A 21,181-nucleotide genomic window follows, 5' to 3' on the forward strand; every position below is an offset into this window, starting at 1 on the left:
GCGTCGCAGTTGAGCACGGGTTACATCGTCGGTTGCCAGGTGAGCATCGCCGATGACGCGATTTCCGCGGGTGTGTCGGGCAGTGTCAATCTCAGCGGCGCGAGCGCCGGTGGTTCGATCGGTATCAACCTGGGCCCCGGTGAGGTCAAGTTCGTTCAGATCGATTACAAGGACATTCTGAAGCCGGGTGTGTACGCGGTGGAGTATCAGGATGCCGAGATTCAGATCCAGGGTTGCGCGGGTTACGCGCAGGCGCGTTCGTACACGGTCGTCGAGATCATCGGTGATCACTACTCGAAGACCAGCCTTTACGGGATGCCGTTCAGCATCGGCTAACGCCGGTCGGATCCGTCAAATCTCTTTTCGCTGAAGCGAACTCGATTCTTTAGGGGAATTACCGTCATGTTCGATCGTAAAATGCCGGCGCGCGCGGCAGGGCTGTGCGCGTCCGCGGCCATCGCGGTAGGTCTGCTCTCGACGGGTGCGGCGAACGCCGACACCTTCGTCCCGCTGCCGGGCGGGGAGTTGACCAAGACGCTGTCCGACGGCACCGTCGTCACCATTCGCTTGGTCGGTGAGTCGGCGACCATCAACCCGTCCATGGGTGCTACGCCGTTGCACCGCAACGCCTGGGTCTCCGGAAGCGCGCAGGTCGAGCTCTCCGGTGCGGCGGGCGGCAAGATTTTCCCGGGTTACACCGTGGGTTGCCAGGTGAACATCGCCGGTGGCGGTGCGACCGGTGGTGTGGACGGCAATGTCGACTGGAGCGATGGTCAGAACGTCACCGGTGGCGTCGGTGCCAACTCCGGCGGCAACCTCTCGCTCGGCCCCGGCCAGGCGAAGTCGTTCTATGTGCTGGATCTCGAGCAGGCTGATGACTACGGCAACGAGGCGCACAAGACTCGTAATGCGTTCAAGGGCACCAGTGGTTCGGTGACGTGGGCCGATGAGACCATCGGTCTGAACGGTTGCGCGGGCTATGCCCAGGCGCGGGCGTTCGTGAGTGTCGAGGTGGAAACCGACAATGTCATCACCTGGGTGACGTTGTGGGGGCAGCCGTTCAGCCTCGGCTGAATGAACGGCGGGTGAAAAGCCCGTAGCCACTGATGAAATGGACCCCTGCATCGCGGTGGGTCCATTTCGTCATGAATTCATTTGTGCCGCAAGGCCGCGTGATCCTAGTCGGATCCATTACTTCCCGAGACGAATTGCCCGAATTTCCGGAAAAGTCTGGTTGATACCGAATAGCATTGTTTCGTCCGAGATCGCTCGATGACGCGATGGTCGGCGGAACGTCTGGTGGACAACCCATTCCACCGCGTACCGCCGGCTTTGGAGGGACACGTCCCGCCTCGACACCCTGGGGCGGGCGGATGCAACCTGATGAGGAAAAACATGAGCAAGTACCGCATCAACGGTCTGTCTCGAGGCGTCCGCGTCGCGGGCGCCGCCGCTGCGGCGGCCGTAGCCACCGGTCTGTTGTCGACCGGCGCCGCCAATGCCGATGTCTTCGTGCCGTTGCCGGACGGTCACAGGGCAGGACCCGGCGTGAACATCTCCCGCACGGGGGAGCGCGCCCTGATCTCCCCATCCCTTGCCGCGAACGGTGCCGGCCGTGTCGTGTGGGTCTCGGGGAACGCCATCGCCGATGTAGCCGTCACCCCCGAGGGGACGGTCGGGCCGAACAACGGTCCTTCCGGGAACCCGGGAACGAATAACTCGTCCACCCACGGTGCGTCGCAGTTGAGCACGGGTTACATCGTCGGTTGCCAGGTGAGCATCGCCGATGACGCGATTTCCGCGGGTGTGTCGGGCAGTGTCAATCTCAGCGGCGCGAGCGCCGGTGGTTCGATCGGTATCAACCTGGGCCCCGGTGAGGTCAAGTTCGTTCAGATCGATTACAAGGACATTCTGAAGCCGGGTGTGTACGCGGTGGAGTATCAGGATGCCGAGATTCAGATCCAGGGTTGCGCGGGTTACGCGCAGGCGCGTTCGTACACGGTCGTCGAGATCATCGGTGATCACTACTCGAAGACCAGCCTTTACGGGATGCCGTTCAGCATCGGCTAACGCCGGTCGGATCCGTCAAATCTCTTTTCGCTGAAGCGAACTCGATTCTTTAGGGGAATTACCGTCATGTTCGATCGTAAAATGCCGGCGCGCGCGGCAGGGCTGTGCGCGTCCGCGGCCATCGCGGTAGGTCTGCTCTCGACGGGTGCGGCGAACGCCGACACCTTCGTCCCGCTGCCGGGCGGGGAGTTGACCAAGACGCTGTCCGACGGCACCGTCGTCACCATTCGCTTGGTCGGTGAGTCGGCGACCATCAACCCGTCCATGGGTGCTACGCCGTTGCACCGCAACGCCTGGGTCTCCGGAAGCGCGCAGGTCGAGCTCTCCGGTGCGGCGGGCGGCAAGATTTTCCCGGGTTACACCGTGGGTTGCCAGGTGAACATCGCCGGTGGCGGTGCGACCGGTGGTGTGGACGGCAATGTCGACTGGAGCGATGGTCAGAACGTCACCGGTGGCGTCGGTGCCAACTCCGGCGGCAACCTCTCGCTCGGCCCCGGCCAGGCGAAGTCGTTCTATGTGCTGGATCTCGAGCAGGCTGATGACTACGGCAACGAGGCGCACAAGACTCGTAATGCGTTCAAGGGCACCAGTGGTTCGGTGACGTGGGCCGATGAGACCATCGGTCTGAACGGTTGCGCGGGCTATGCCCAGGCGCGGGCGTTCGTGAGTGTCGAGGTGGAAACCGACAATGTCATCACCTGGGTGACGTTGTGGGGGCAGCCGTTCAGCCTCGGCTGAGCGCCGGATCCACACACGATCACGCGAACGGGCTCGTCACCGACGGGCCCGTTTTCGCTTGCGGCACGGTCGGAATCAGAATTCGTGCCTGCCGCCCGAGCTGGTCTGGCCCTCGGCGAGCAGGTCGCGGATCTGGATCAGCACCTCCGAATCGGTGAGCGTGGTGTCGTCGGGCCGGAAGCGCTTCTTCAGGCGGGCGGCGGGCAGCACGAGCACGAAGAACAGCACCGTGGCGATGAGCAGGAAATTGATCACGGCCGTGATGATGGGACCGACCTGCACGAAGGTCGCCGGTTTGTCGGCGACCAACCGGAACCCGAGGCCGATGTCGCCCGGCCCGCCGATGACGGCGAGCAGCGGATTGATGATGCCGTTGGAGATCGCGGTGATGATCGCGACGAACGCGGTACCGATGACCACGGCGACGGCCAGGTCGATCACGTTCCCGCGGAACAGAAAGTCTCTGAACTCTTTGAGCATGGCCGGTGTCTCCTCTGTTTCGTGGAGCTGGGCAGTCGTGCTCGGCGGTACCCGCGCGCCGGTAGGCCCGATGCTAACGAGCCACCGGCGAATATCCGCCGAAGCAGGATCGGCGGGTCAGTGGAAGACGACGGTGAGCGCGGTACGCAGCGACGCGCCCGCCACGGCGGTGGCGTGCTCGGCGTCCATCGCGACCAGGACCACCCGTTCCGCGGCTGCGCGGCCGGTTCCACCGCCGGAGACGAGGACGACGGCGGCGTCGGTGGCGAGGGTACGGGCCGGCCGGGCGCCGGCGCCGCCCGCGTCTTCGGCGCCTATCACGTCGACGCGATCGCCCGCGCGCAGGATGTCGGCGACCGCGGTGTCGGCGAGGCGGACCGGCACGATCCGCGCCTCGCGGGCGCCGGCCGCCGCCGCGGCCAGGCGCGGCCCGACGACGCGCAGGTCGGTGAACATCTCGCCGCGGCGCATCGCGCCGGCCAGCGTCGCGCCGACGATCACGGCGGGGTCGGTGACGGCGCCCGCGGGTAGCGTGCCCGCTTCGCGCGGGGCGGCGCGCAGGTCACCCGATTCGAGGAGTCTTCCTGGCGCGAGGTCGCGTGCCGCGACGAGCACCGTCGTGCGTTCGGTGCCGGGATCGCCACGAAGGAAGAGGAACGCCGCGAGTGCGGTGAGAGCTGCGGCGAGCAGTCGTCGGAGGAGGACGGCGTCGGCCCAGGGCGGGCGCTGCCACCCGGCGGGATTCCAGCCGCCACGGCCGAGATCGGCGAGTGCGCGAGTCATGGCGGCAGCCTATGGCCGGGCTCGCGCCGGCCCGGCCGGGATCACGGCGGGTTGTGGATAGGTGACCGGCTGTGGAGAACCGGGGAATCAGCTGGCTACGGCCGTGCTGGTGGACGCGGTGGACCCGCTCGACGAGCCGGAGTCGGACGCGGAGGACGAAGACGAACTCGAGCCGCTGTCGGACTTGGCGGGCTCGCTGGCGGTGGAGGAGCCACCGCGGCTGTCGGTGCGGTAGAAACCGCTGCCCTTGAACACGATGCCGACCGAGTTGAACAGCTTGCGCAGCTTCCCCGAGCACTCCGAGCACACGGTCAGCGCTTCGTCGGTGAACGACTGAACGATGTCGAAGCGGTTGTCACACTGGGTGCACGCATACGAGTAAGTAGGCACAGGATCCTCCGCGGTGTTCGTCGATCTGGCACTCTACAGCCGACAGTGCCAACACCGCCAATCGGTGTTTCATTCCCCAGGGTAATCGCCGCCCAGTCGGCGCAGTCCGCCGCGCGGCGTCAGCGCCCAACCCATGCGCAGGTCGTGCGTCTCCTCCGGCAGCCGGTCGACCAGTTCATCGTCGCGGACCACCGCCACCAAGCGCGCGTCCGGCCGCGCGGCGGGCAGCGTGCGGTCGTAGTAGCCGGCGCCGCGGCCGAGCCGTACACCGCGCAGATCCACCGCGAGAGCCGGGACGAGAATCAGGTCGGCGCGGGTGATCGCCTCCGGGGGCAGCGCCGCGCCGGTGGGTTCCAGCAATCCGTAGCGGGCCCGGCGCATGGCGCCGGCGCCGGTGTACTCGGCCCAGCTCAGCGGTCCCGGCGGCCCCGTGACCGGAACCAGCACCCGCGCCCCACCGCCGCGCAGCGCGTCCAGCATCGCGGTGGAGCCCGGTTCGCCCGCCACCGGCACATACGCGCAGACCCACCCGCGGACTCCCATCGTGCCGACCGTCGTGGCCAGGGCGAACGCTTCCTTTTCCCGCTCCGTGGCAGGCATCACAGCCCGGCGGGCGAGTAGTTCCGTGCGCCATGCATGTTTATCGCGCTCGCCGGGCATGTTCACAGTGATCACCATAGGCTCACCCCGGGACCGGGTCGGCGACGCCGATCCGGCGGCGTGATGGATGGATAGGGTATGCGTATGACAGCAAAGGCCGGACAGCCCGGTGACGCCGCGGAGGTGTCGTGCTTCCGCACGGCCGTGGTGCCCGCGGCCGGGCTCGGAACACGGTTCCTGCCCGCGACCAAGACGGTGCCCAAGGAACTTCTTCCTGTGGTGGACACACCCGGCATCGAGCTGGTCGCCGCCGAGGCGGCCGGCTCCGGCGCCGAGCGGCTGGTGATCGTCACCTCACCCGGCAAGGACGGCGTGGTCGCGCACTTCGTCGAGGACTTGGTGCTGGAGAGCACGCTGGAGGAGCGCGGCAAGTTCAAGCTGCTGGAGAAGGTGCGCAAGGCGCCGGGACTGCTCGATGTCAGCTCCGTGGTGCAGGAGGAGCCACTCGGGCTCGGGCACGCCGTGGCCCAGGCCGAGCAGGCCCTCGACGACGACGAGGACGTCATCGCCGTCCTGCTGCCCGACGACCTCGTGCTGCCCCGCGGTGTGCTCGACGTGATGTGCCGGGTGCGCCGCAAGCGCGGCGGAACGGTGCTGTGCGCCATCGACGTCCCCAAGGACGAGGTCAGCGCCTACGGCGTGTTCGACGTCGCGCCGGTGCCCGACGCGGTGAATCCGAATGTCCTGCGCGTCAAGGGGATGGTGGAGAAGCCCGCGCTCGCCGACGCGCCGTCGACGTTCGCCGCCGCGGGCCGGTACCTGCTCGATCGCGCGATCTTCGACGCGCTGCGCCGCATCGAGCCCGGCGCGGGCGGCGAATTGCAACTCACCGACGCCATCGCACTGCTGATCGCCGAAGGACATCCGGTTCATGTGGTGGTGCACCGTGGGTCGCGCCACGATTTGGGCAACCCGGGCGGTTATCTTCGTGCTGCGGTCGATTTCGCACTGGAACGAGAGGAATACGGCCCCGCTCTGCGGGAGTGGCTGCAGCATCGGCTGAGCCCGGACTGGGATCCGCAGCTGACGACCGGCGACTGACGGACCCGGCCGGGGTTTCGCCGAGAGTGGACCGTCGGGTACGAATGATGGTTCACCGCGGTGCGCGCGCGAATGCGCTTGCGCCGCGGCGGGATCGCGCGCCCGTGCGGGCGAGCCGGATGGAGTGCGGAGAGGATCAGGAAGGGCTGGATGCGCTCGGTTGAGGATCAGCAGATCAAGGTGACCGCCGCGGCGGTCGCGCCCCGGCCGGTCCGGGTCGCGATCTCCGAGGCCCAGGGCCTGCTGTGCGCCGAGGATGTCGTGACCGAACGGCCGCTGCCCGGCTTCGACCAGGCCGCCATCGACGGCTACGCCGTGCGCAGCGTGGACGTGGCCTCCGCCGGGGCCGACATCAGGGACGAACAAGGCGAACTCGTCGACCTGACCCTTCCTGTGGTCGGCGAGGTGGTCGCCGGTTCCCGGCAGCCGATTCGCTTGCAACCCCGCCAGACCGTCCGGGTGGACACCGGCGCGCCGATGCCGACGCTCGCCGACGCGGTGCTCCCCCTGGACTTCACCGACGGCGGGCGAGCCAGGATCAAGGTGTACGAGCCGGTGCGCTCCGGCGACTACGTGCGGCGGATCGGTGACGATGTGCAGCCGGGCGATGTGGCGGTGCGCGCGGGGACCATCATCGGCCCCGCGCAGGTCGGCCTGCTCGCCGCGGTCGGTCAGGACAAAGTGCTGGTGCACCCGCGTCCGCGACTGTCGGTGCTGTCCGTGGGCGGCGAGCTGATCGATATCGACCGCACGCCGGGCCCAGGCCAGGTCTACGACGTGAACTCCTACGCGCTCGCCGCGGCCGCGCGGGACGCGGGCGCGGACGTCAACCGCGTTGGCATCGTCAGTTCCGATCCGCGCCTGCTGCGCGACGTGGTCGAGGGACAGTTGGTGCGCTCCGAGGTGGTCGTCATCGCGGGCGCGGTGGGCGGCTGGGCCTCCGAGCAGGTCCGGGAGGCGCTGGAAGGGCTCGGCGAACTCGAGATCACCCGCGTCGCCATGCATCCCGGCTCGGTGCAGGGTTTCGGGCGGCTCGGCCGCGACGAGGTGCCGACGTTCCTGCTGCCGTCCAACCCGGTGGGCGCGCTGGTGGTGTTCGAAGTGATGGTGCGGCCGTTGATCCGGATCGCCTTGGGGCGCAGGCATCCCATGCGCCGGATCATCAGCGCGCGGACCATCACGCCGATCAGTTCCATGGAGGGGCGCAAGGGGTACCTGCGCGCGCAGCTCATGCGCGACGAAGCCACCGGGGAGTATCTCGTGCAGCCGCTCGGCAACGGCAATTCGTCCTCGCACCTGCTCGCCACGCTCGCCGAGGCCAACAGCCTGATCGTGATCGACCCCGACGACACCGACATTCGCACCGGTGACGAAGTCCAGGTCGCCTTCCTCGCACAGCGCGGCTGAGACGTGGAAGCCATGAACGTCTTCCGGGCGACGCAGCATCCGGGATGGCCCGCGCGACTGGGTCCGGTCCGGGTCGCCGCCGGACAGGTGACCTTGCGTCCGGTGCGGTTGCGCGACGCGGCGGCCTGGAGCCGGATCCGGTTGCGGGACAGAGCGCATCTCGAGCCGTGGGAGCCGACCGGCCGTGGGTCGTGGGAAGCGCGCAACCACGCCTCCAACTGGCCCTCGCTGTGGTCGAGCCTGAAGGCCGAGGCCAGGCGCGGTGCGATGATCCCGTTGGTGATCGAAGTCGACGGCACGTTCAGCGGGCAGCTGACCGTGGGCAATATCGTGCGCGGCGCACTGCGTTCGGCCTGGATCGGGTATTGGGTGGCCAAGGATCTCAGCGGGCAAGGCGTCGCGACGGCGGCCTTGGCGCTCGGCCTCGACCACTGCTTCGGGCCGGTGGGCCTGCATCGGGTGGAAGCGACCGTCCGGCCCGAGAATCTGGCCAGTCAAGCGGTATTGCGCAATGTCGGTTTCCGGGAGGAGGGGCTGCTGCGGCGCTACCTCGACGTGGACGGCGCCTGGCGGGATCACCTGCTGGTCGGCATCACCGTCGAGGAAGTGGCCGGAACGGCCCTGGACCGGCTGGTGCGAGAGGGGCGCGTCACCCTGCTGTAGAACCGGCCACCGGAGCGCGGTGACATTGGTGGGAATGTGACAGGTGTGGCGGATGTGCACGGCGCGCCTGCCGGAACTTGGTGCTACCCGGAATTAGCCTACGGACGTCGATGGTGCGTCTTGCGCCATCGGCAGTGAGCCTGCGAGGGGATCGGCGTCCGCGCCGTCGCGTCGGACGGGGGCCGACCGAGCGCGGGGCGTGTGACGCGCCGCTGGCGGGCCGAGCCGGAGGAAACCCAGGCGGGACGGAGGTGCTGACGCGATGCCGAATTCGATCCTGTGGATCGGTTTGGTCGTGCTCTGGGTATTCGTCCTGTTCCCGATCCTCGCCGACCGTCACCCCAGAATCCGCCGCACCACCGACGCCGCGCTGGCCACCAGAGTCCTGCACCGCGGCGGAGGCAAGCGACGTCTCAAAAAGGGCCCGGCTGCCGGGCACGAAACCGATCCGAACTGGCGGCCCCGTGGGCGACCCGATGGACGCCGCGTACCGAGAGAGTATTCCCACAGCGATGATGCGGAGGACCGGATGACAACACCGGCCGACGAGCCCGCCACCGAGACCGACGAGGACAGCACACCCGCGGCCGACGACGCCGTGGCGTCCGACATCGCTGACGCCGGAACGGACGACCTCGAGGACAGCGAATTCACCTCCGCCGCACCGGAGGACGAAGCCGACGACGAGACGCGCCACGACGTGCCGGACGACGAGACGGGCCACGACGTGCCGGACGCCGACGAAGGCGCCGAAGTCGCTGCGAAGATCGACGCGGAGACCGATGATGACCGCGTGGGCGCACACCACCCCGAGCCGGTCGCGGCCAGAATCCCGCCTGCGCGCTCCACCGCGCCCGCCCTCGTGGACTACGACGAGTACGACGACTACGACGACGCGGGCCACGACGAGCAGGATTTCGTCCCCAGCCGCCGTGGCCGCGGCGGTTACGACCCCGAGGCCGACGCCATTGCCCGCGCGGCCCGCTACACCTTCCGTCAGCGTGCCGTGCTCGGCCTGCTGCTCACCGCCATCCTCTTCGGCGCCGTCGCGCTCGTGCTCACCCCCCTGTTGTGGTGGGGCTGCGGGCTCGCCGTCACGGTGCTGGTGACCTATCTGGCCTACCTGCGCAAGCAGGTGCGGATGGAGGAGGAGATCCGCCGCAGGCGCGCCGCCCGCCTCAACCGCGGCCACCAGGCCGAAGCCGACCCGCGTGCGCGCCGGGGCCGCGCACCCCGCGGCGCGATGGACCGCGACACCGCGCGCGCGATCCGCCGCCGCTCCACCTTGGTCGATCCCGACGACGAAGACCCCATGTTCGCCCACCTCGACCCCTTCGACCCCGCGACCGCCCGCGCCCTGCGCACCCGCGCCGGCCGCGACATGCGCCGCGCGGCCGGCGCATGACCCGCCCGCATCTTCGCAGGTCAGGGTACCGATTCGGAGACTAGGGGGATGGCCTGATACAGTGTCACAGCGCGGTTCCCCGGAGCCGCACGGGGCTATAGCGCAGTTGGTAGCGCGTCTCGTTCGCATCGAGAAGGTCAGGGGTTCGATTCCCCTTAGCTCCACAAAACGGCGAAGCCGCAGGTCAACGACCTGCGGCTTCGCTATTGCGTGACATTGTGCGAACACATCGCGGTGATTCAGCGCCGCTTGTTTCGAGCCAGGGCCTTCAAGGCCCGACACACTCGGGCAGTTGGGGTAACGCTCGCTCAGCCGTCTGCCCATTCTGGGGGACGGTCAGAGTGCGTCGGCACCATCTCCGCAGTCGACTCAGGTTTGGGGTGGATCACCTCCCGAGTCGCGGCAGGACGAGTTGTCTCCAACTGCGCTCCGTAGCGTTGCGCGCCATCTTCTGTCGACGATCTTCGATATCGAAACCTGTCTGCGTCAGCAGCAGTCGTGTGCCACCACCCTGCGGCTGCAGCGTCCAGTCGACAGTGCACCGGGCGCGATGCTCAGGCTGCGGGTACATCCAGCTGTACGTCAACTGCTTGCACGGCGGGGCCGCTAGCACCTCGCAAATGATCTCGTTGCGTCGGGGATTTTCTAGAAGTACGGCAACGCCCATATTCGGTGCGGCGTCGACCTGTGACTCGAAACGGGAGGAGGCGGGCCGAGTAGGCACCGGCCTGTAGTCCGGCCACGCTCATTCGATCGGTACTTCCGGCTCGCATTGACGATATCGGCGTTCCCGCGGAAACGCTCGGCTGGGATACCCCAGCCGAGCGCCCGGCCGAGTTCGTGTGCACTGTCGACCGGCAGCGGTGTCGCGCCCGGAAGCTCTTTGGCGACTGGTAGGGAACTACGCGGCGATGGTGGTGATGCGCAGGTGGGCCTCGATGTCGGTGGGTGAGCCGGTGTAGTGGAGAGTGCGCAGGCCGAGGGTTGCGGCGGCTCGGCAGTTGTCGGCGCGGTCGTCGATGAACAGGACGCGGGTGGGGTCGCTGGCTCCGGTGGCGGCGAGTGCGTTTCGGTAGGTGTCGGGGTGGGGTTTGTTCATGCCGAGGCGGGCGGAGTAGAGGGCGTCGGTCATCAGTGTGCGCCAGTCGGAGGCGTCGAGGGCATCGCTGACGGGGTGGGGGGCGTTGGACAGCAGCACCATCGGGAGAGCGGACCGGCGGGCATGGTGCAGCAGTGCGACGACGCGGTCGTCGGTCCGGGTCCACAGCGAGGTGTCGACGGCGCGCAACTGGGTGAGCAGTTCCGGGGCCGGGCGGTGGCCGAGCACGGCGGTCCAGAAATCCGCGTCGTCGAGTTCGCCGGAATCGTAGGGTTCGCGGGCGCTCCAGAACGCGTTCTGGAAGGGGCCGAGCTGGTCTGTGGGCCATCCGGCGAGTTCGGCGAGCCTGCTCCACATCGGAATGGTGGGCTGCAGGCCGATGACGCCGTTGTAGTCGAAGATGACCGCGTCGAGTTCCGCGGGCTGGTGAGGTAGGGCGATTGTCACCGGATCTCCAAGGCTTGATGGGCAGGACAGCCACGCCTGCGGCGAGCAGGGCGGGCGACATGGGGGCGGACGGCGGCGATAAGTCGCGCGCGTTCCGAATTCGGCGCGATGGTGCGTGTGGAAAAGCTCCATGCGCCATGGATTTCACCGTCGTGAACGAAATCGGCTGCGTGGGTGTGACGATTCCCGCCTGTTCCATGACGAAGCAGGCGCACAAATGTGGATCGAAGGAACGTTTCGCGTGTCGAAGACTGAAGGTGCGGCGCGACGCTGCGCGAACAAGCCGAAACCTACCAAGGGGTACGGCGCGTCACCACTCGGAACGGGCGTTGGTGATACGCTCCACAAAGTGCGGCTCCAAGGTCTCACCGGCGTCGTAGCCGAGATCGCCCGCCGAGGTCGGGCGGCGCGGACCGCCAGGCAGCCTCGCCGTATGACTCGGCACAGCTCGGCATTCGCCTGGCGCAGGAGAAGCACTGCTGCTCAGAGAGTTACGCTGGTCGGTCGTCCCGTTGATCCGGCGGAAACTGCTGTCGGGTGATCTACTTCTCGCGGTGTCGCGGGTAGTCCGCCGCCGGATCGGTCTGCCGAGAAGCGGTGAAGCCGCAGGGTGCCCGCCGCGGACTACACTGACCTCGCCGTCGTGGCGGGCGCATGTTTCATCAGCCGAGCAACAGAACGGCCGGGCGCTGTCACGTTGCCGCGCACTGTCCTGTCGTCGCCGACGCGGCCGTCCGGTCCGGACACACATAAATGCCCATGACATGCATCAATGCGTCTTTCCGCCTCGCATGTGATTGCCATCAGGCGTGCAGTCGGCCTAGGTTCGCCTTATCGGAAATTTGGATCGAGCGAGGGTATCTCGGTTCGCGGGAAGAGTACTGGGTGGCGGAAAGGTGATTGTCTAGCCTGCGGATTTATGAACGCGTAGTTCGGGGGGCGGTATTCGGCGTGGTAGTCGCCTATTCGCGCGGATCGGAATAGTCCGACCGGGCGGAGCGTCACGGAGTGATCCCACTTCGACTTCGACGAAGACTTCTCCGGTGGAACCGGATTCGCGTGTAGTCGATGGGATGGGCAGGGATCGCTAGCCGATTTCGCAGTCATATCTGGCTTTCGGCATCCGGGGATCATATCGAGGACGAGATAGTCCAGTTCAAGAAAGGCTTTGGGGGGTCACATGATCCTGACTGGCAGTGAAATCGAGTCACAGGTGGCGCAGGGTCGGATCATCATCGACCCCTTCCAGCCCGAGCAACTGAACCCGAACAGTTACAACTTCCGTCTCGGAAACGTTCTGAAGGTCTACAGCGAGGCCGTGCTCGATGTACGCAAGCCGAATCCGGTGCAGACAGTGTATCTTCCGGAGGACGGTATGGTCCTACAGCCTGATCGCATCTACCTCGGCTCCACCGTGGAAGTGATGGGCAGTGACCACTATGTCCCCATCATCCGCGCTCGATCGGGCGTGGCGCGGCTCGGGCTTTTCATCCACATCACGGCCGACCTCATCGACATCGGATCCGTGAACCAATGGACGCTCCAACTGCACGCGGTTCAACCGCTGCGGATCTACCCGGGGATGCTGCTCGGTCAAGTCACCTTCTGGCGTACCGAGGGCCCCGTGACTCTTTACTCGGGCAAGTACCAGGGCAGTATGGGGCCGCAGGAATCCGCTATTCATCTGGACTTCGACAAGTCTCCCCGCGAAGCGATGGCGGGGCTTTGAAATGGCGAAGCAAGTGCGATTGGCACTGTTCGGAGCATCCGGCGCCGGCAAGTCGACGACGTGCCGACTGATCTTGGACGCCGTCCAGCGGCAGGGACGCACCGGTGCCGTAGTGAAACTGGCGGAGCCACTGTACGACCTGCAACGCCTCATCTACTCGTTGTGCGGTCAGCCGATCGCCGAACCGTACCGGCAGGACGGCATGCTGCTGAGTTCGCTGGCAGACAATTTCCGGCGCATCGATCCCGAATCGCTGACCCGTCTGTTCGCGGCACGTGTCGCCGACGCCGAGAACTCGAATGCCGAGGTCGTCATCTGTGACGACGTACGTCGGCCGGACTACGAGGCCCTGCGGAAGATGGGGTTCCGGTTCGTACGGATTTCCGCACCTGACGAACTGCGAATCCGCAGGCGGGCGGAGCGCGGTGATCTCGCACCGGTCTCCGATCAGCATGTCGCAGAGGTTCCCATATCCCTGGCGCCGGACTTCGAGGTGCTCAACGACTCCACCATCGAGCACCTCGCCAGACAGGTTCAGGCCCTGACCGACGTCGTCGCAGGCACTTGGCAATCGGGGCTGGTCGCCGAGTCTCCCACCACGGCCGGTTCGATCGCGGGCGGCGCGCAGTGACCACAGCCGACCAGGTCCGCACCGGCTCGTCGCACGCCGGCCTCGGCCGCGGACCTTCCACGGATGCCTCCGGAGGCGGTGCTGGCGAACACGGAAGCAATTTGCCCACCACCGTCGGCCAGGCCGTGACCGACGCGCTGGCATGTCTGCTGGAAGGCGGTCAGCTGGTCCAGACATCGGGCGGCAAAGCATGGCGAGAGTTGCTGGGGTTCAGTACGGGAATGAGCCGGCCGCGCTGCCGAATCTTCATACCGGCCACGGGAAGTTTCGACCTCATCGGTGCGGTCAGCAGGTTTGTCTGGATGATGCGCGGTGACGAGGCCACTTCGACCATCGCCTACTACGTGCCTCCGGCCGCGAACTATTCGCCCGACGGGTTGACGCTGCCCGGCTCGAATTATGGGCACCGGTTGCGCCGGAGCCTGCCCGGCGTCGACCAGATAGACGGCGTCATCGCGAGATTGCGGGAATCGCCGCAGACGCGTCAGGCGGGCACGGTGATCTGGAACCCGATGGATGCCGTCCGCGAGGCGATCGACGTTCCGTGTGCGATGGGCACCTTGTATCACGCGCGTGTCGACGGCCTGATCGCGACGACGATGATGCGATCGAACAAGCCGCTGACCCTCATGCCGTTCAACTTCTTCGAATTCTCGATGCTGGGGGAAATGATCGCGGCCGAGACCGGAACTCCGTTCGACTCGTATCGACATTGGATCGCGGCGATGCAACTGCCCGAGCCGGATGTCGCGAGAGCCGGAGCGCTTCTCGGCGGCGAATCCTACAGCGTCGAGATGCCGGTGATGCCGACCGATCCGGCGCCGCTGCAGCAGGTCCGGCAATTGTGCCTTGCGGAAGAGCAAGTACGGACCGCTTCGTCGTTGTCCGAAATGATGACGTGCCTGGCACGCGCGGAGGACCTCTTGCACCCGTACTGGATGGCGCTGCTCGGCGTGCTGTCCGTGCGTTGGCTCGACAGACACGGCGAACACCAGCACGCCCAGCGGGTACTGAGCGGGCTACCGAACCATTTCGGTGACCCGCTCACGGTCGCACGCGCTCGGAGGCTGTTGGCCGATGCGGGAAAGGCGGGACGATGATCCGCGAGGACGCGAGCGCGCTCGAGGAGGTCGCCCGCTCCCTGATCGCGCGGGCCGATCAGCTCATTCGGCGACACTATCTCGAAGAGCGCCACCAGATCGGCGCCGTGGTACTCGATCCGGACGGCCACTATCACGACGGAATCCATCTCGAAGCGATGATCGGCCGTGCTTCGACATGTGCAGAAGCATGCGCACTGGCGAATGCGATCATGGCGGGCGCCCGCGGTCTGTCGATGGTCGTGGCGGTCCGGCATCCGAAGCCGTCGGAACCGGAACAGGTACCGAAGATCGTGCCGCCGTGCGGCCTTTGTCGCGAACTCTTGCTCGACTACGCGCCGGACATCCTCGTTGTACTCCCTGATGCGCAAGCATTTCAGATCGTATCCCTCGGCGAAATGCTGCCGCACAAATACATCGGGACCAAGTGGAAGCACGAAGGTGCGACTACTGGGTTGCGGCGGTCCGACGCACGAGCTGTGCCCGCAGGGAGGGGCGCATGAGTGCGGAGGTCGGTGGCCGATGGTGGGAAGACGCGCTCACTCATGTGCGCCGGGTCTGCGGGTTGGCCGACCATGAGGTTCGCATGGCCGAGATCGGTCATTGCGCGAGCTTCGCGGTGCCCGATCGCGCATTGTTCGTTCGTATCGGCCGAGTGGGCAGCGAGGCCCAGGCCATCAATGCCGTTCGGTTCGCGAAGACGTGCTCGGATATCCCCGGAATCATCGAGCCGGCGGCAATGGCCTTCGAGCAGCCGTTATCGACCCCGAGCGGCCCGGTCACCTTCTGGCCGTTGTTGGATTCGGTCGGAGGCGACATCGATTACGCGTGGTTCGGCGCCACCCTACGCGGCATTCACGACCGGGACGACGCGCCGATAGTGAACGAGCACCGACAAACAAACCCGAACCTTGCGGCCGCGCGGTTGCAACGATTGCGGCGGGCATCGTATGCCGGCGACGAAGTCGTCGCGCACTGCGCCGACATGATGGCGCGGATCCAAACACTGCGAGAGCGGCTCCTGCCTGGTCTGCGCACCGGGCTGATCCACGGTGACGCATACGCGGCCAACGTGGTCAACACGCCGCACTGCCCGTTCCTGGTCGACTATGACACTGCCGGGCGCGGACCGCTGTACTGGGATCTTGCCCCGATCGTGGTCTCGCATCGCCGCTTCGGCACTCCTGCGGCGGCTGTGGACGAGATGTTTGCCGCGTACGGCCGAGACCCTCGCAGCGATCCGGCGTTCTGGGACGTCGTGCGCGTTCGTGAGTGGGGTGCGATCACCTACCTCATCGACCTCGCGGCGGCCGACGAGAGCTACTACCGCGAGCTCGTGCGGCGACTACGGACCGGCGACGGAACCGGGGTCTGGCGAGGCCTCGATGAACTTCGCGCCGAGCGCACTCTGCCCGCAGGCATCAGATAAGGAGAAACCGCATGACCAGCTTCGGTGACCCGCACTTGGACAAACTAGCTGAAAAAGTAATTCCGACAACGCATTTCGAATTCGATCCCGCACTTCTTCGTGACTCCATCTTCAATACCGACCGGATGCTCGTCGTCAAACAGCGGATCTTCGAGCAGTACCGCGTCTCCGGTACGCCGCTGGCCGAGCACCTCCTGTCCTGCCTCCAGTTGACCGGCGACGAGGCACTACTGGATCTCGGCTGCGGTAACGGGGTGCAGTTGGAGATGGTCGGGCGACACCTGTTGAGCGGACGCATCGTTGGCTTGGATATCGCGCGGGGAGTGCTGGCCGCCGCCCATGCGCGCCTGTCACGGATCGGGTTGGATTGCGAGCTCATCGAATCCAGCGCAGACAACTTGACGATGTTCGCTACCGACAGTTTCGACCGCGTCATGGCCAACTATATGCTGCATTACGTGCCGGACCTCGGGCACTGCATCGCCGAGGTGCGCCGCATTCTGCGTCGCGGCGGCAGGTTCGTAGTGACCACGAACAGCACGCGTTCGATGGTCGAAATGTACGACTTGCACTTCGAGGCACTGCGTCGTATCGGCGCGCCGGAGTATTTGTTCAAGGCCAGCCCGAAAGGCCGGATATCCCTGGAGAACGGCGAAGACATGTTGTCGGCGCAGTTCGATCGGGTGGAGTTGCGCCGCCGACCGGACATTCTGGAATTCCGAACTGTCGATCCGTTCCTGGAATTCTATGCGATCGGCCACAACTATTGCTCGGCGGCGTCGCGACCGGATCCGATGCTGGACGAGGCCTTCTTCGCCCGGTTGCACGGCGAGATCCGATACCTGGCCGAGCGCACGATCAGGACCGAAGGACGGCTCACGATCACGAAACTCACCGGCAGTTTCGTCTGCGAGTGACATGCACACCACTTTTCCGTCCGCAGTGCTGTTCGACCTCTACGGCACGCTGATTCCTGCGCCGGATCCACGTCTGCGACTCCGACGGCGCCGGGAACTCGCTCATCGTCTCGATTGCGACGCGGAGGCCTTCGTGGACGCGTACGCGTCCACGAAGGAGACGCGGTTGGCAGGGAGATTCGGCTCGGTCCGCGAGGCGCTCGGCGCGATCGCGGAACTCGCCGGCGGCCGCCCAGCCGATACGGCCCTGTCCGAAGCCGAATGCGAGTTGCTGCGGTGGACGCGTTCGGATCTGTCGCTGGGGCCCGCGCACAGTCGATTCCTCGCCGGTCTGCGATCGTCGGGGATGCGGCTCGGCTTGGTCAGCGACTGCGAGGCCGAGGTCGCCACGGTGTTGTTCGACCTGCCGCTGGCCCGCTACTTCGACGCGGTGACGTTGTCCTGCACGACCGGTGTCCGTAAACCGGCGGCCACCCAGTACGAGCATTGTGCTGTCCAGTTGGGCGTCGAGGTGGCGCAATGCGTGTTCATCGGTGACGGAGGCAGCCGCGAACTATGGGGTGCCGAGCGTGCGGGAGCGACGCCGATCCACTTCTGCGACGACGGACTGAACCCGTCGATGGGCCGGGGGGAGTGGCCCGGCCTCTGGGCGGACTCGCTGGACGCCCTTTCGACGACGATCAAATTGTGTTCGATGGGAGCGCCATAAATGGGGAGAAAGACGAAAAGTTTGTGGGGACCCGCCCCCGCGCGGTATTACGCACTCCTACGCCGCGTCGCGCGGACGGTGCACGGCAGGCCGCCCACCGCCGCGATTCTCGGCTGCGCCGACGGCAAGTTCGTGCTGCCCGCCGCGCGGCGTGGATTCGACGTCGTCGCGGTCGATATCGATGAGGTCGCGCTCTACGGTGGCATGACGAAAGCGGCGGACGGCACGCCGATCGAGATGCCCGGACTGCAATGGCGGCTCGAGACCGAGCAGCTCGAACAGCGCGTGACCATTGTCCGCGGTGACCTCGCGTCGGTGCGGATCGCGCCCTGCGACTTCGTGTTCATCAGTGGGGCGCTGCAGTATTCTTACAACCTCAAGCACCGGCTTGTGGACACTATGTCGCACGTGCGATCCCTCGTTGCGCCGGGCGGTTTGGTCGCTATCGAGTACATGCTGCCGGTTACCGAGGCTCATTCGATGCTGGACACACATCCGAGCGCCGACCATTGGCCGTCGTTCTTTCCCACGCCCGAGTGGACCGTGCTCGCCAACCGGGTGGCCGATCCGGGGCCCGAACGCAGGCCAGGGGCGAGTGTCCTGGGCACACACCAATTTTTGCAGTGGGGCTACATCACGGCCCAGAAAGGGGGGTTCGTCGCATGAAGGTGGCGGCCGCAAGCATCTTCTTCCCGCGTGGAGGCTCCGCGCAGGTTCTGCGGTATCTGGCGCCGCGTCTGCGAGACCTCGGTGTGGATTACTCACTCACCGCCGGTTCGACCAGCGCGGTCGCGAACGGCGACGCCGTCGCGTTCTACGGGCAGCATGTCCGGCACGTCGTCGACTACGACGATGCTTTCGATGCGTACGTACGGGGCGTCGATCCCATGCTGGTCGCGCAGCCGGTTCACCCCTCCTACGAGGACAAGGATGGCGTCCCCGATCGCTCCTTCGGTCGTGTCTCACCGCAGGCGACCGCTCATCTGGAGGCCTGCTGGTCCGAGCGGTTTCGCGAATTCCATTTCGGCTCCGCCGATGTCGTGCATCTGAATCACCTCACTCCGATGCAGGGAGGGATGGCCCTCGCGTACCCCGACATACCCGTCGTCGCGACGATGCACGGCACCGAGATCAAGTTCTGGCTGAGCCTCCTGGCCGAAGCGGATGACAACCCGGCGGCCGGGCGTCTCGAGTACGCGAAGTTCTGGCGGGACGCGATGGCCGGCTACGCCAAGCTGTGCGAGCGAATCGTCGTCATCTCGAGTGTCGACAAGGCCACCATGACCGATCGCTTCGGCGTCGACAGTGCCAAGGTGCGCTACATTCCACACGGCGTCGATACCGTGCGCTTCAAGCCTGCCGAGTTCACTCCGGCCGACGATGCCGCGCTGTGGCAAGAACTTCTCGTCGACGACTGCCGCGCCGCGGAGGTGGGGGGCGAACCGGGTTCACTCTCCTACCGCCACGCCGACTTGGCACGACTGCATTTCTCTGACCGGAGCAAGAGCATCCGCCTGATGTGGTTGGGCCGCTTTCTTACACAGAAACGGCTCAACCAGCTGTTGCACGCGTTCGAGCGGCTGACGCGACAGCGGACGGAAGATGTCAGCCTCGTCGTCTGGGGCGGTTTCCCCGGCGAACACGAGGGCGTCCACCCGCTGGAGCTGGTACGGGAACTCCGAGTGGATGACCGTGTGTTCTTCGTGGGTTGGCGTGGACACGATGATCTCGCCAGGGCACTGCCCGCCGTGGACGCCTTGGTGGTCCCTGCCGTGAACGAGTCGTTCGGCCTGATGTACCTCGAGGCGATGGCTAGTGGCATCCCGGTACTCGCGACCGAGACCGGCGGCCCGCTCGATTTCGTCGTGCCCGCGGGGGACGATGCCAACGGATGGCTGGTGCCGCCTGACGACGACGATGCCCTCCTGGCAAGGTTGACCGAGATCGTCGCGAATCCGGTGGAACGGCGCAGGCGCGGCAGGAATGCGCTCGAACGCGCGGTGAACGACTTCGCCTGGAGTTCGGTAGCGCGGCGCTATCGAGAGCTGTTCGCCGAGGTGCGAGCTCCACAGGTCGCTCGGGTCCGGTCCACCGCTGGGAGCGACCGATGACCGACCGACCTCATGTCATCTCCGTAGGCTTCTCCCAGGCGCACCGGGCTTCGTACGACTTCGATCGGTACCGGATCAGCGTGCTCCTGCACGAGAAAGCGGTACCGGGTCTGCCGTCGGATCTGCTGTCGCAGTTCGCGGATCTCGCGATCATCGACGCGAGCGGTCCGAGCAGTGCCGATCTGGCCGGATACGACCGAGCCGCCGATCAGATCCTGGCTTCCTGCGAGGATCTGGTCGCACGGCACGGGGTCCCCGCCGGTGTTCTCGGGCTCTTCGAGAACTCGGTGATTCCCGCCGCCATGATCAGGGATCGGTGGCGCGTCCCCGGCGTGAACGCGGCGACCGCCCGCCGGTTCCGTGACAAGATCACCATGAAGGAGGCGCTGCGCGGCACGGGCATTCGACTGCCGCGTTTCTGGAAGGTCGGCCCGGAAACCCCGTCGGAACTCATCGATGACATCGTGGCCACTCTGCCGGGCAAGGTCGTGATGAAGCCGATCGACCAGGCCGCGAGCGTCGGGGTGCAAATCTTCGCCGATGGCGCGGAGTTCGCCCGGTATGTCCGTGCGGAGGGGCTGGCCGAGGATGTCGACGTGGAGGAGTTCATCGAAGGACAGATCTGCATGTTCGACGGTGTCGTCCGCGACGGCGTCATTCGCTTCTTCAGCGCTTCCAAATACCTCAACAGCGTCTTCGACTACCGAACTGCCAGCGCGCCGGTCGCGGTGGTGACGCTCGACGATCCGGACGTGATCGAGCGATCCATGAGCTTCACCCACCGGGTGTTGAGTGCTCTTGGCCTTCGCGACAGCTCGTTCCACCTGGAGGCGTTTGTCACCGACGACGACGAATTCGTCTTTCTCGAGGTGGCATGCAGGTTCGGCGGCGCCGGCATCAGCGCCCAACTGAAATCCGTATACGGCGTCGATATCGTGGATGAATCGATCCGTGCCTGCCTCGGCGAACCCTCGCAGCTGACGGGGCCGCCGACAATGCTCGATAAGGCGGGTGTCGGAGCATCCGGTTTCATCTGGTTGGCGCTGGCCGAGCAACGTCCCTGCGTGGTCAAGCGGATACGGGGATTGGATACGTGCCCGGACAGTGTGCTCAGCTCGGAGATTCCCAACATAGGTCAGATGCTGAACGGAAGCCTCGGAGTCTGGCCGTCATCCGGCAAGTTCATGCTCGCCGGACCGAGCACGTCCGCAGTGGAGGCCGACATGATCACGATTGCGGACTCCTACCGCCTCGACTTGGCTATCACTTAGCCGCTTCGGGCACGTCACTCGGTCGGTCGGCTGTCACTGGGTACAGGGAAGGCGCTTGCCGGGTTCACAGTGCTGGACTATCACCATGCTGGGTGTCATCG

24 protein-coding genes and 1 tRNA gene are annotated in these 21,181 nt (G+C 66.2%); 19 read left to right on the plus strand and 6 right to left on the minus strand.

The genetic code is table 11. The annotated features are described in order from the left end of the window. From U3653_RS24655 to U3653_RS24670, 4 genes are all read left to right on the plus strand, one after another. On the plus strand, nucleotides 1–336 hold a 336-nt coding region (locus U3653_RS24655), incomplete at its 5' end, for an MspA family porin (RefSeq protein WP_324722476.1). A gap of 66 nt (nucleotides 337–402) precedes the next feature. Beyond that, nucleotides 403–1,074, plus strand: coding sequence for an MspA family porin (locus U3653_RS24660; protein WP_324722477.1), 672 nt, complete (start codon nucleotides 403–405; stop codon nucleotides 1,072–1,074). A gap of 321 nt (nucleotides 1,075–1,395) precedes the next feature. Then, nucleotides 1,396–2,070 carry an MspA family porin gene (locus U3653_RS24665; RefSeq protein ID WP_324722478.1) on the plus strand — a complete coding sequence of 225 codons (675 nt, stop codon included), beginning with the start codon at nucleotides 1,396–1,398 and terminating at the stop codon, nucleotides 2,068–2,070. A 66-nt stretch (nucleotides 2,071–2,136) separates the two neighbouring features. Next, nucleotides 2,137–2,808 carry an MspA family porin gene (locus U3653_RS24670; RefSeq protein ID WP_324722477.1) on the plus strand — a complete coding sequence of 224 codons (672 nt, stop codon included), beginning with the start codon at nucleotides 2,137–2,139 and terminating at the stop codon, nucleotides 2,806–2,808. Nucleotides 2,809–2,883: 75 nt separating this feature from the next. Here U3653_RS24670 and mscL read toward each other — a convergent pair whose 3' ends face one another. The 4 genes from mscL to U3653_RS24690 form a co-directional block, all read right to left on the minus strand. Next, nucleotides 2,884–3,288 (minus strand): large conductance mechanosensitive channel protein MscL, encoded by a 405-nt coding sequence (gene mscL / locus U3653_RS24675; protein ID WP_195082419.1) that lies wholly within the window; start codon nucleotides 3,286–3,288, stop codon nucleotides 2,884–2,886. 117 nt (nucleotides 3,289–3,405) lie between these two features. Continuing rightward, a complete protein-coding gene (locus U3653_RS24680; RefSeq protein ID WP_195082420.1) occupies nucleotides 3,406–4,071 on the minus strand; it encodes an SAF domain-containing protein in 666 nt (221 codons plus the stop codon). A gap of 87 nt (nucleotides 4,072–4,158) precedes the next feature. Continuing rightward, entirely contained in the window at nucleotides 4,159–4,461 is a 303-nt protein-coding gene (locus U3653_RS24685; protein ID WP_195082421.1) for an FmdB family zinc ribbon protein, read from the minus strand. Nucleotides 4,462–4,530: 69 nt separating this feature from the next. Next, complete coding sequence (locus U3653_RS24690; protein WP_195082422.1) at nucleotides 4,531–5,139, minus strand: 5-formyltetrahydrofolate cyclo-ligase; 609 nt, start codon at nucleotides 5,137–5,139, stop codon at nucleotides 4,531–4,533. Nucleotides 5,140–5,205: 66 nt separating this feature from the next. Here U3653_RS24690 and U3653_RS24695 point away from each other — a divergent pair, with 66 nt between their 5' ends. The 5 genes from U3653_RS24695 to U3653_RS24715 all read left to right on the plus strand — a co-directional run bounded on the left by U3653_RS24695 (nucleotide 5,206) and on the right by U3653_RS24715 (nucleotide 9,801). Further along, the gene (locus tag U3653_RS24695) at nucleotides 5,206–6,162 is read left to right on the plus strand and encodes a UTP--glucose-1-phosphate uridylyltransferase (protein WP_195082423.1); all 957 of its coding nucleotides are present in this window, start codon (nucleotides 5,206–5,208) and stop codon (nucleotides 6,160–6,162) included. Between the two features lie 150 nt (nucleotides 6,163–6,312). After that, complete coding sequence (gene glp / locus U3653_RS24700) at nucleotides 6,313–7,569, plus strand: molybdotransferase-like divisome protein Glp (protein WP_195082424.1); 1,257 nt, start codon at nucleotides 6,313–6,315, stop codon at nucleotides 7,567–7,569. Nucleotides 7,570–7,581: 12 nt separating this feature from the next. Next, nucleotides 7,582–8,232 carry a GNAT family N-acetyltransferase gene (locus U3653_RS24705; RefSeq protein WP_195082425.1) on the plus strand — a complete coding sequence of 217 codons (651 nt, stop codon included), beginning with the start codon at nucleotides 7,582–7,584 and terminating at the stop codon, nucleotides 8,230–8,232. A 262-nt stretch (nucleotides 8,233–8,494) separates the two neighbouring features. Then, nucleotides 8,495–9,637, plus strand: coding sequence for a divisome protein SepX/GlpR (sepX, locus tag U3653_RS24710; RefSeq protein WP_195082426.1), 1,143 nt, complete (start codon nucleotides 8,495–8,497; stop codon nucleotides 9,635–9,637). 91 nt (nucleotides 9,638–9,728) lie between these two features. Further along, nucleotides 9,729–9,801, plus strand: a tRNA-Ala gene (locus tag U3653_RS24715). Between the two features lie 221 nt (nucleotides 9,802–10,022). On the opposite strand, the gene U3653_RS24720 is transcribed toward U3653_RS24715, so the two are convergent. Both U3653_RS24720 and U3653_RS24725 read right to left on the minus strand, forming a co-directional pair. Then, on the minus strand, nucleotides 10,023–10,304 hold the full coding sequence (locus U3653_RS24720) for an SRPBCC family protein (RefSeq protein WP_195082643.1): 282 nt from the start codon (nucleotides 10,302–10,304) through the stop codon (nucleotides 10,023–10,025). Between the two features lie 234 nt (nucleotides 10,305–10,538). Then, the gene (locus tag U3653_RS24725) at nucleotides 10,539–11,183 is read right to left on the minus strand and encodes an HAD family hydrolase (RefSeq protein ID WP_323124152.1); all 645 of its coding nucleotides are present in this window, start codon (nucleotides 11,181–11,183) and stop codon (nucleotides 10,539–10,541) included. Nucleotides 11,184–12,363: 1,180 nt separating this feature from the next. On the opposite strand from U3653_RS24725, the gene dcd reads away from it, so the two are divergent. The 10 genes from dcd to U3653_RS24775 all read left to right on the plus strand — a co-directional run bounded on the left by dcd (nucleotide 12,364) and on the right by U3653_RS24775 (nucleotide 21,080). Beyond that, entirely contained in the window at nucleotides 12,364–12,912 is a 549-nt protein-coding gene (dcd, locus tag U3653_RS24730) for a dCTP deaminase (protein WP_195082428.1), read from the plus strand. A 112-nt stretch (nucleotides 12,913–13,024) separates the two neighbouring features. Further along, nucleotides 13,025–13,543: a nucleoside/nucleotide kinase family protein gene (locus U3653_RS24735; protein ID WP_323124153.1), complete on the plus strand. Its 519-nt coding sequence runs from the start codon at nucleotides 13,025–13,027 to the stop codon at nucleotides 13,541–13,543. Between the two features lie 125 nt (nucleotides 13,544–13,668). After that, nucleotides 13,669–14,643, plus strand: a complete 975-nt coding sequence (locus tag U3653_RS24740; RefSeq protein WP_195082430.1) for a thymidylate synthase — start codon at nucleotides 13,669–13,671, stop codon at nucleotides 14,641–14,643. Then, nucleotides 14,640–15,146 (plus strand): cytidine deaminase, encoded by a 507-nt coding sequence (locus tag U3653_RS24745; RefSeq protein WP_195082431.1) that lies wholly within the window; start codon nucleotides 14,640–14,642, stop codon nucleotides 15,144–15,146. Before U3653_RS24740 ends, U3653_RS24745 begins: the two co-directional genes overlap by 4 nt. Continuing rightward, complete coding sequence (locus U3653_RS24750) at nucleotides 15,143–16,072, plus strand: phosphotransferase (RefSeq protein WP_195082432.1); 930 nt, start codon at nucleotides 15,143–15,145, stop codon at nucleotides 16,070–16,072. Before U3653_RS24745 ends, U3653_RS24750 begins: the two co-directional genes overlap by 4 nt. Before the next feature lie 11 nt (nucleotides 16,073–16,083). Next, nucleotides 16,084–16,989: a class I SAM-dependent methyltransferase gene (locus tag U3653_RS24755; protein WP_195082433.1), complete on the plus strand. Its 906-nt coding sequence runs from the start codon at nucleotides 16,084–16,086 to the stop codon at nucleotides 16,987–16,989. Nucleotide 16,990: 1 nt separating this feature from the next. Continuing rightward, nucleotides 16,991–17,698: an HAD family hydrolase gene (locus U3653_RS24760; protein WP_195082434.1), complete on the plus strand. Its 708-nt coding sequence runs from the start codon at nucleotides 16,991–16,993 to the stop codon at nucleotides 17,696–17,698. Nucleotides 17,699–17,776: 78 nt separating this feature from the next. After that, nucleotides 17,777–18,364: a class I SAM-dependent methyltransferase gene (locus tag U3653_RS24765; protein ID WP_195082435.1), complete on the plus strand. Its 588-nt coding sequence runs from the start codon at nucleotides 17,777–17,779 to the stop codon at nucleotides 18,362–18,364. After that, nucleotides 18,361–19,809 carry a glycosyltransferase family 4 protein gene (locus tag U3653_RS24770; RefSeq protein ID WP_195082436.1) on the plus strand — a complete coding sequence of 483 codons (1,449 nt, stop codon included), beginning with the start codon at nucleotides 18,361–18,363 and terminating at the stop codon, nucleotides 19,807–19,809. Before U3653_RS24765 ends, U3653_RS24770 begins: the two co-directional genes overlap by 4 nt. Nucleotides 19,810–20,096: 287 nt before the next feature. Beyond that, complete coding sequence (locus tag U3653_RS24775; protein ID WP_195082437.1) at nucleotides 20,097–21,080, plus strand: ATP-grasp domain-containing protein; 984 nt, start codon at nucleotides 20,097–20,099, stop codon at nucleotides 21,078–21,080. The last annotated feature ends 101 nt before the right edge of the window (nucleotides 21,081–21,181 follow it).

The organism is Nocardia implantans, from assembly GCF_035544775.1.
GTDB lineage: Bacteria > Actinomycetota > Actinomycetes > Mycobacteriales > Mycobacteriaceae > Nocardia > Nocardia implantans.

Excerpts from the sequence above, each read along its gene's own strand:
- U3653_RS24660 (WP_324722477.1), top strand. The coding sequence starts at position 403 with ATGTTCGATCGTAAAATGCCGGCGCGCGCGGCAGGGCTGTGCGCGTCC.
- U3653_RS24665 (WP_324722478.1), top strand. The coding sequence starts at position 1,396 with ATGAGCAAGTACCGCATCAACGGTCTGTCTCGAGGCGTCCGCGTCGCG.
- U3653_RS24670 (WP_324722477.1), top strand. The coding sequence starts at position 2,137 with ATGTTCGATCGTAAAATGCCGGCGCGCGCGGCAGGGCTGTGCGCGTCC.
- mscL (WP_195082419.1), bottom strand. The coding sequence starts at position 3,288 with ATGCTCAAAGAGTTCAGAGACTTTCTGTTCCGCGGGAACGTGATCGAC.
- U3653_RS24680 (WP_195082420.1), bottom strand. The coding sequence starts at position 4,071 with ATGACTCGCGCACTCGCCGATCTCGGCCGTGGCGGCTGGAATCCCGCC.
- U3653_RS24690 (WP_195082422.1), bottom strand. The coding sequence starts at position 5,139 with ATGGTGATCACTGTGAACATGCCCGGCGAGCGCGATAAACATGCATGG.
- U3653_RS24695 (WP_195082423.1), top strand. The coding sequence starts at position 5,206 with ATGACAGCAAAGGCCGGACAGCCCGGTGACGCCGCGGAGGTGTCGTGC.
- glp (WP_195082424.1), top strand. The coding sequence starts at position 6,313 with ATGCGCTCGGTTGAGGATCAGCAGATCAAGGTGACCGCCGCGGCGGTC.
- U3653_RS24705 (WP_195082425.1), top strand. The coding sequence starts at position 7,582 with ATGAACGTCTTCCGGGCGACGCAGCATCCGGGATGGCCCGCGCGACTG.
- sepX (WP_195082426.1), top strand. The coding sequence starts at position 8,495 with ATGCCGAATTCGATCCTGTGGATCGGTTTGGTCGTGCTCTGGGTATTC.
- U3653_RS24720 (WP_195082643.1), bottom strand. The coding sequence starts at position 10,304 with ATGGGCGTTGCCGTACTTCTAGAAAATCCCCGACGCAACGAGATCATT.
- dcd (WP_195082428.1), top strand. The coding sequence starts at position 12,364 with ATGATCCTGACTGGCAGTGAAATCGAGTCACAGGTGGCGCAGGGTCGG.
- U3653_RS24745 (WP_195082431.1), top strand. The coding sequence starts at position 14,640 with ATGATCCGCGAGGACGCGAGCGCGCTCGAGGAGGTCGCCCGCTCCCTG.
- U3653_RS24750 (WP_195082432.1), top strand. The coding sequence starts at position 15,143 with ATGAGTGCGGAGGTCGGTGGCCGATGGTGGGAAGACGCGCTCACTCAT.
- U3653_RS24755 (WP_195082433.1), top strand. The coding sequence starts at position 16,084 with ATGACCAGCTTCGGTGACCCGCACTTGGACAAACTAGCTGAAAAAGTA.
- U3653_RS24760 (WP_195082434.1), top strand. The coding sequence starts at position 16,991 with ATGCACACCACTTTTCCGTCCGCAGTGCTGTTCGACCTCTACGGCACG.
- U3653_RS24770 (WP_195082436.1), top strand. The coding sequence starts at position 18,361 with ATGAAGGTGGCGGCCGCAAGCATCTTCTTCCCGCGTGGAGGCTCCGCG.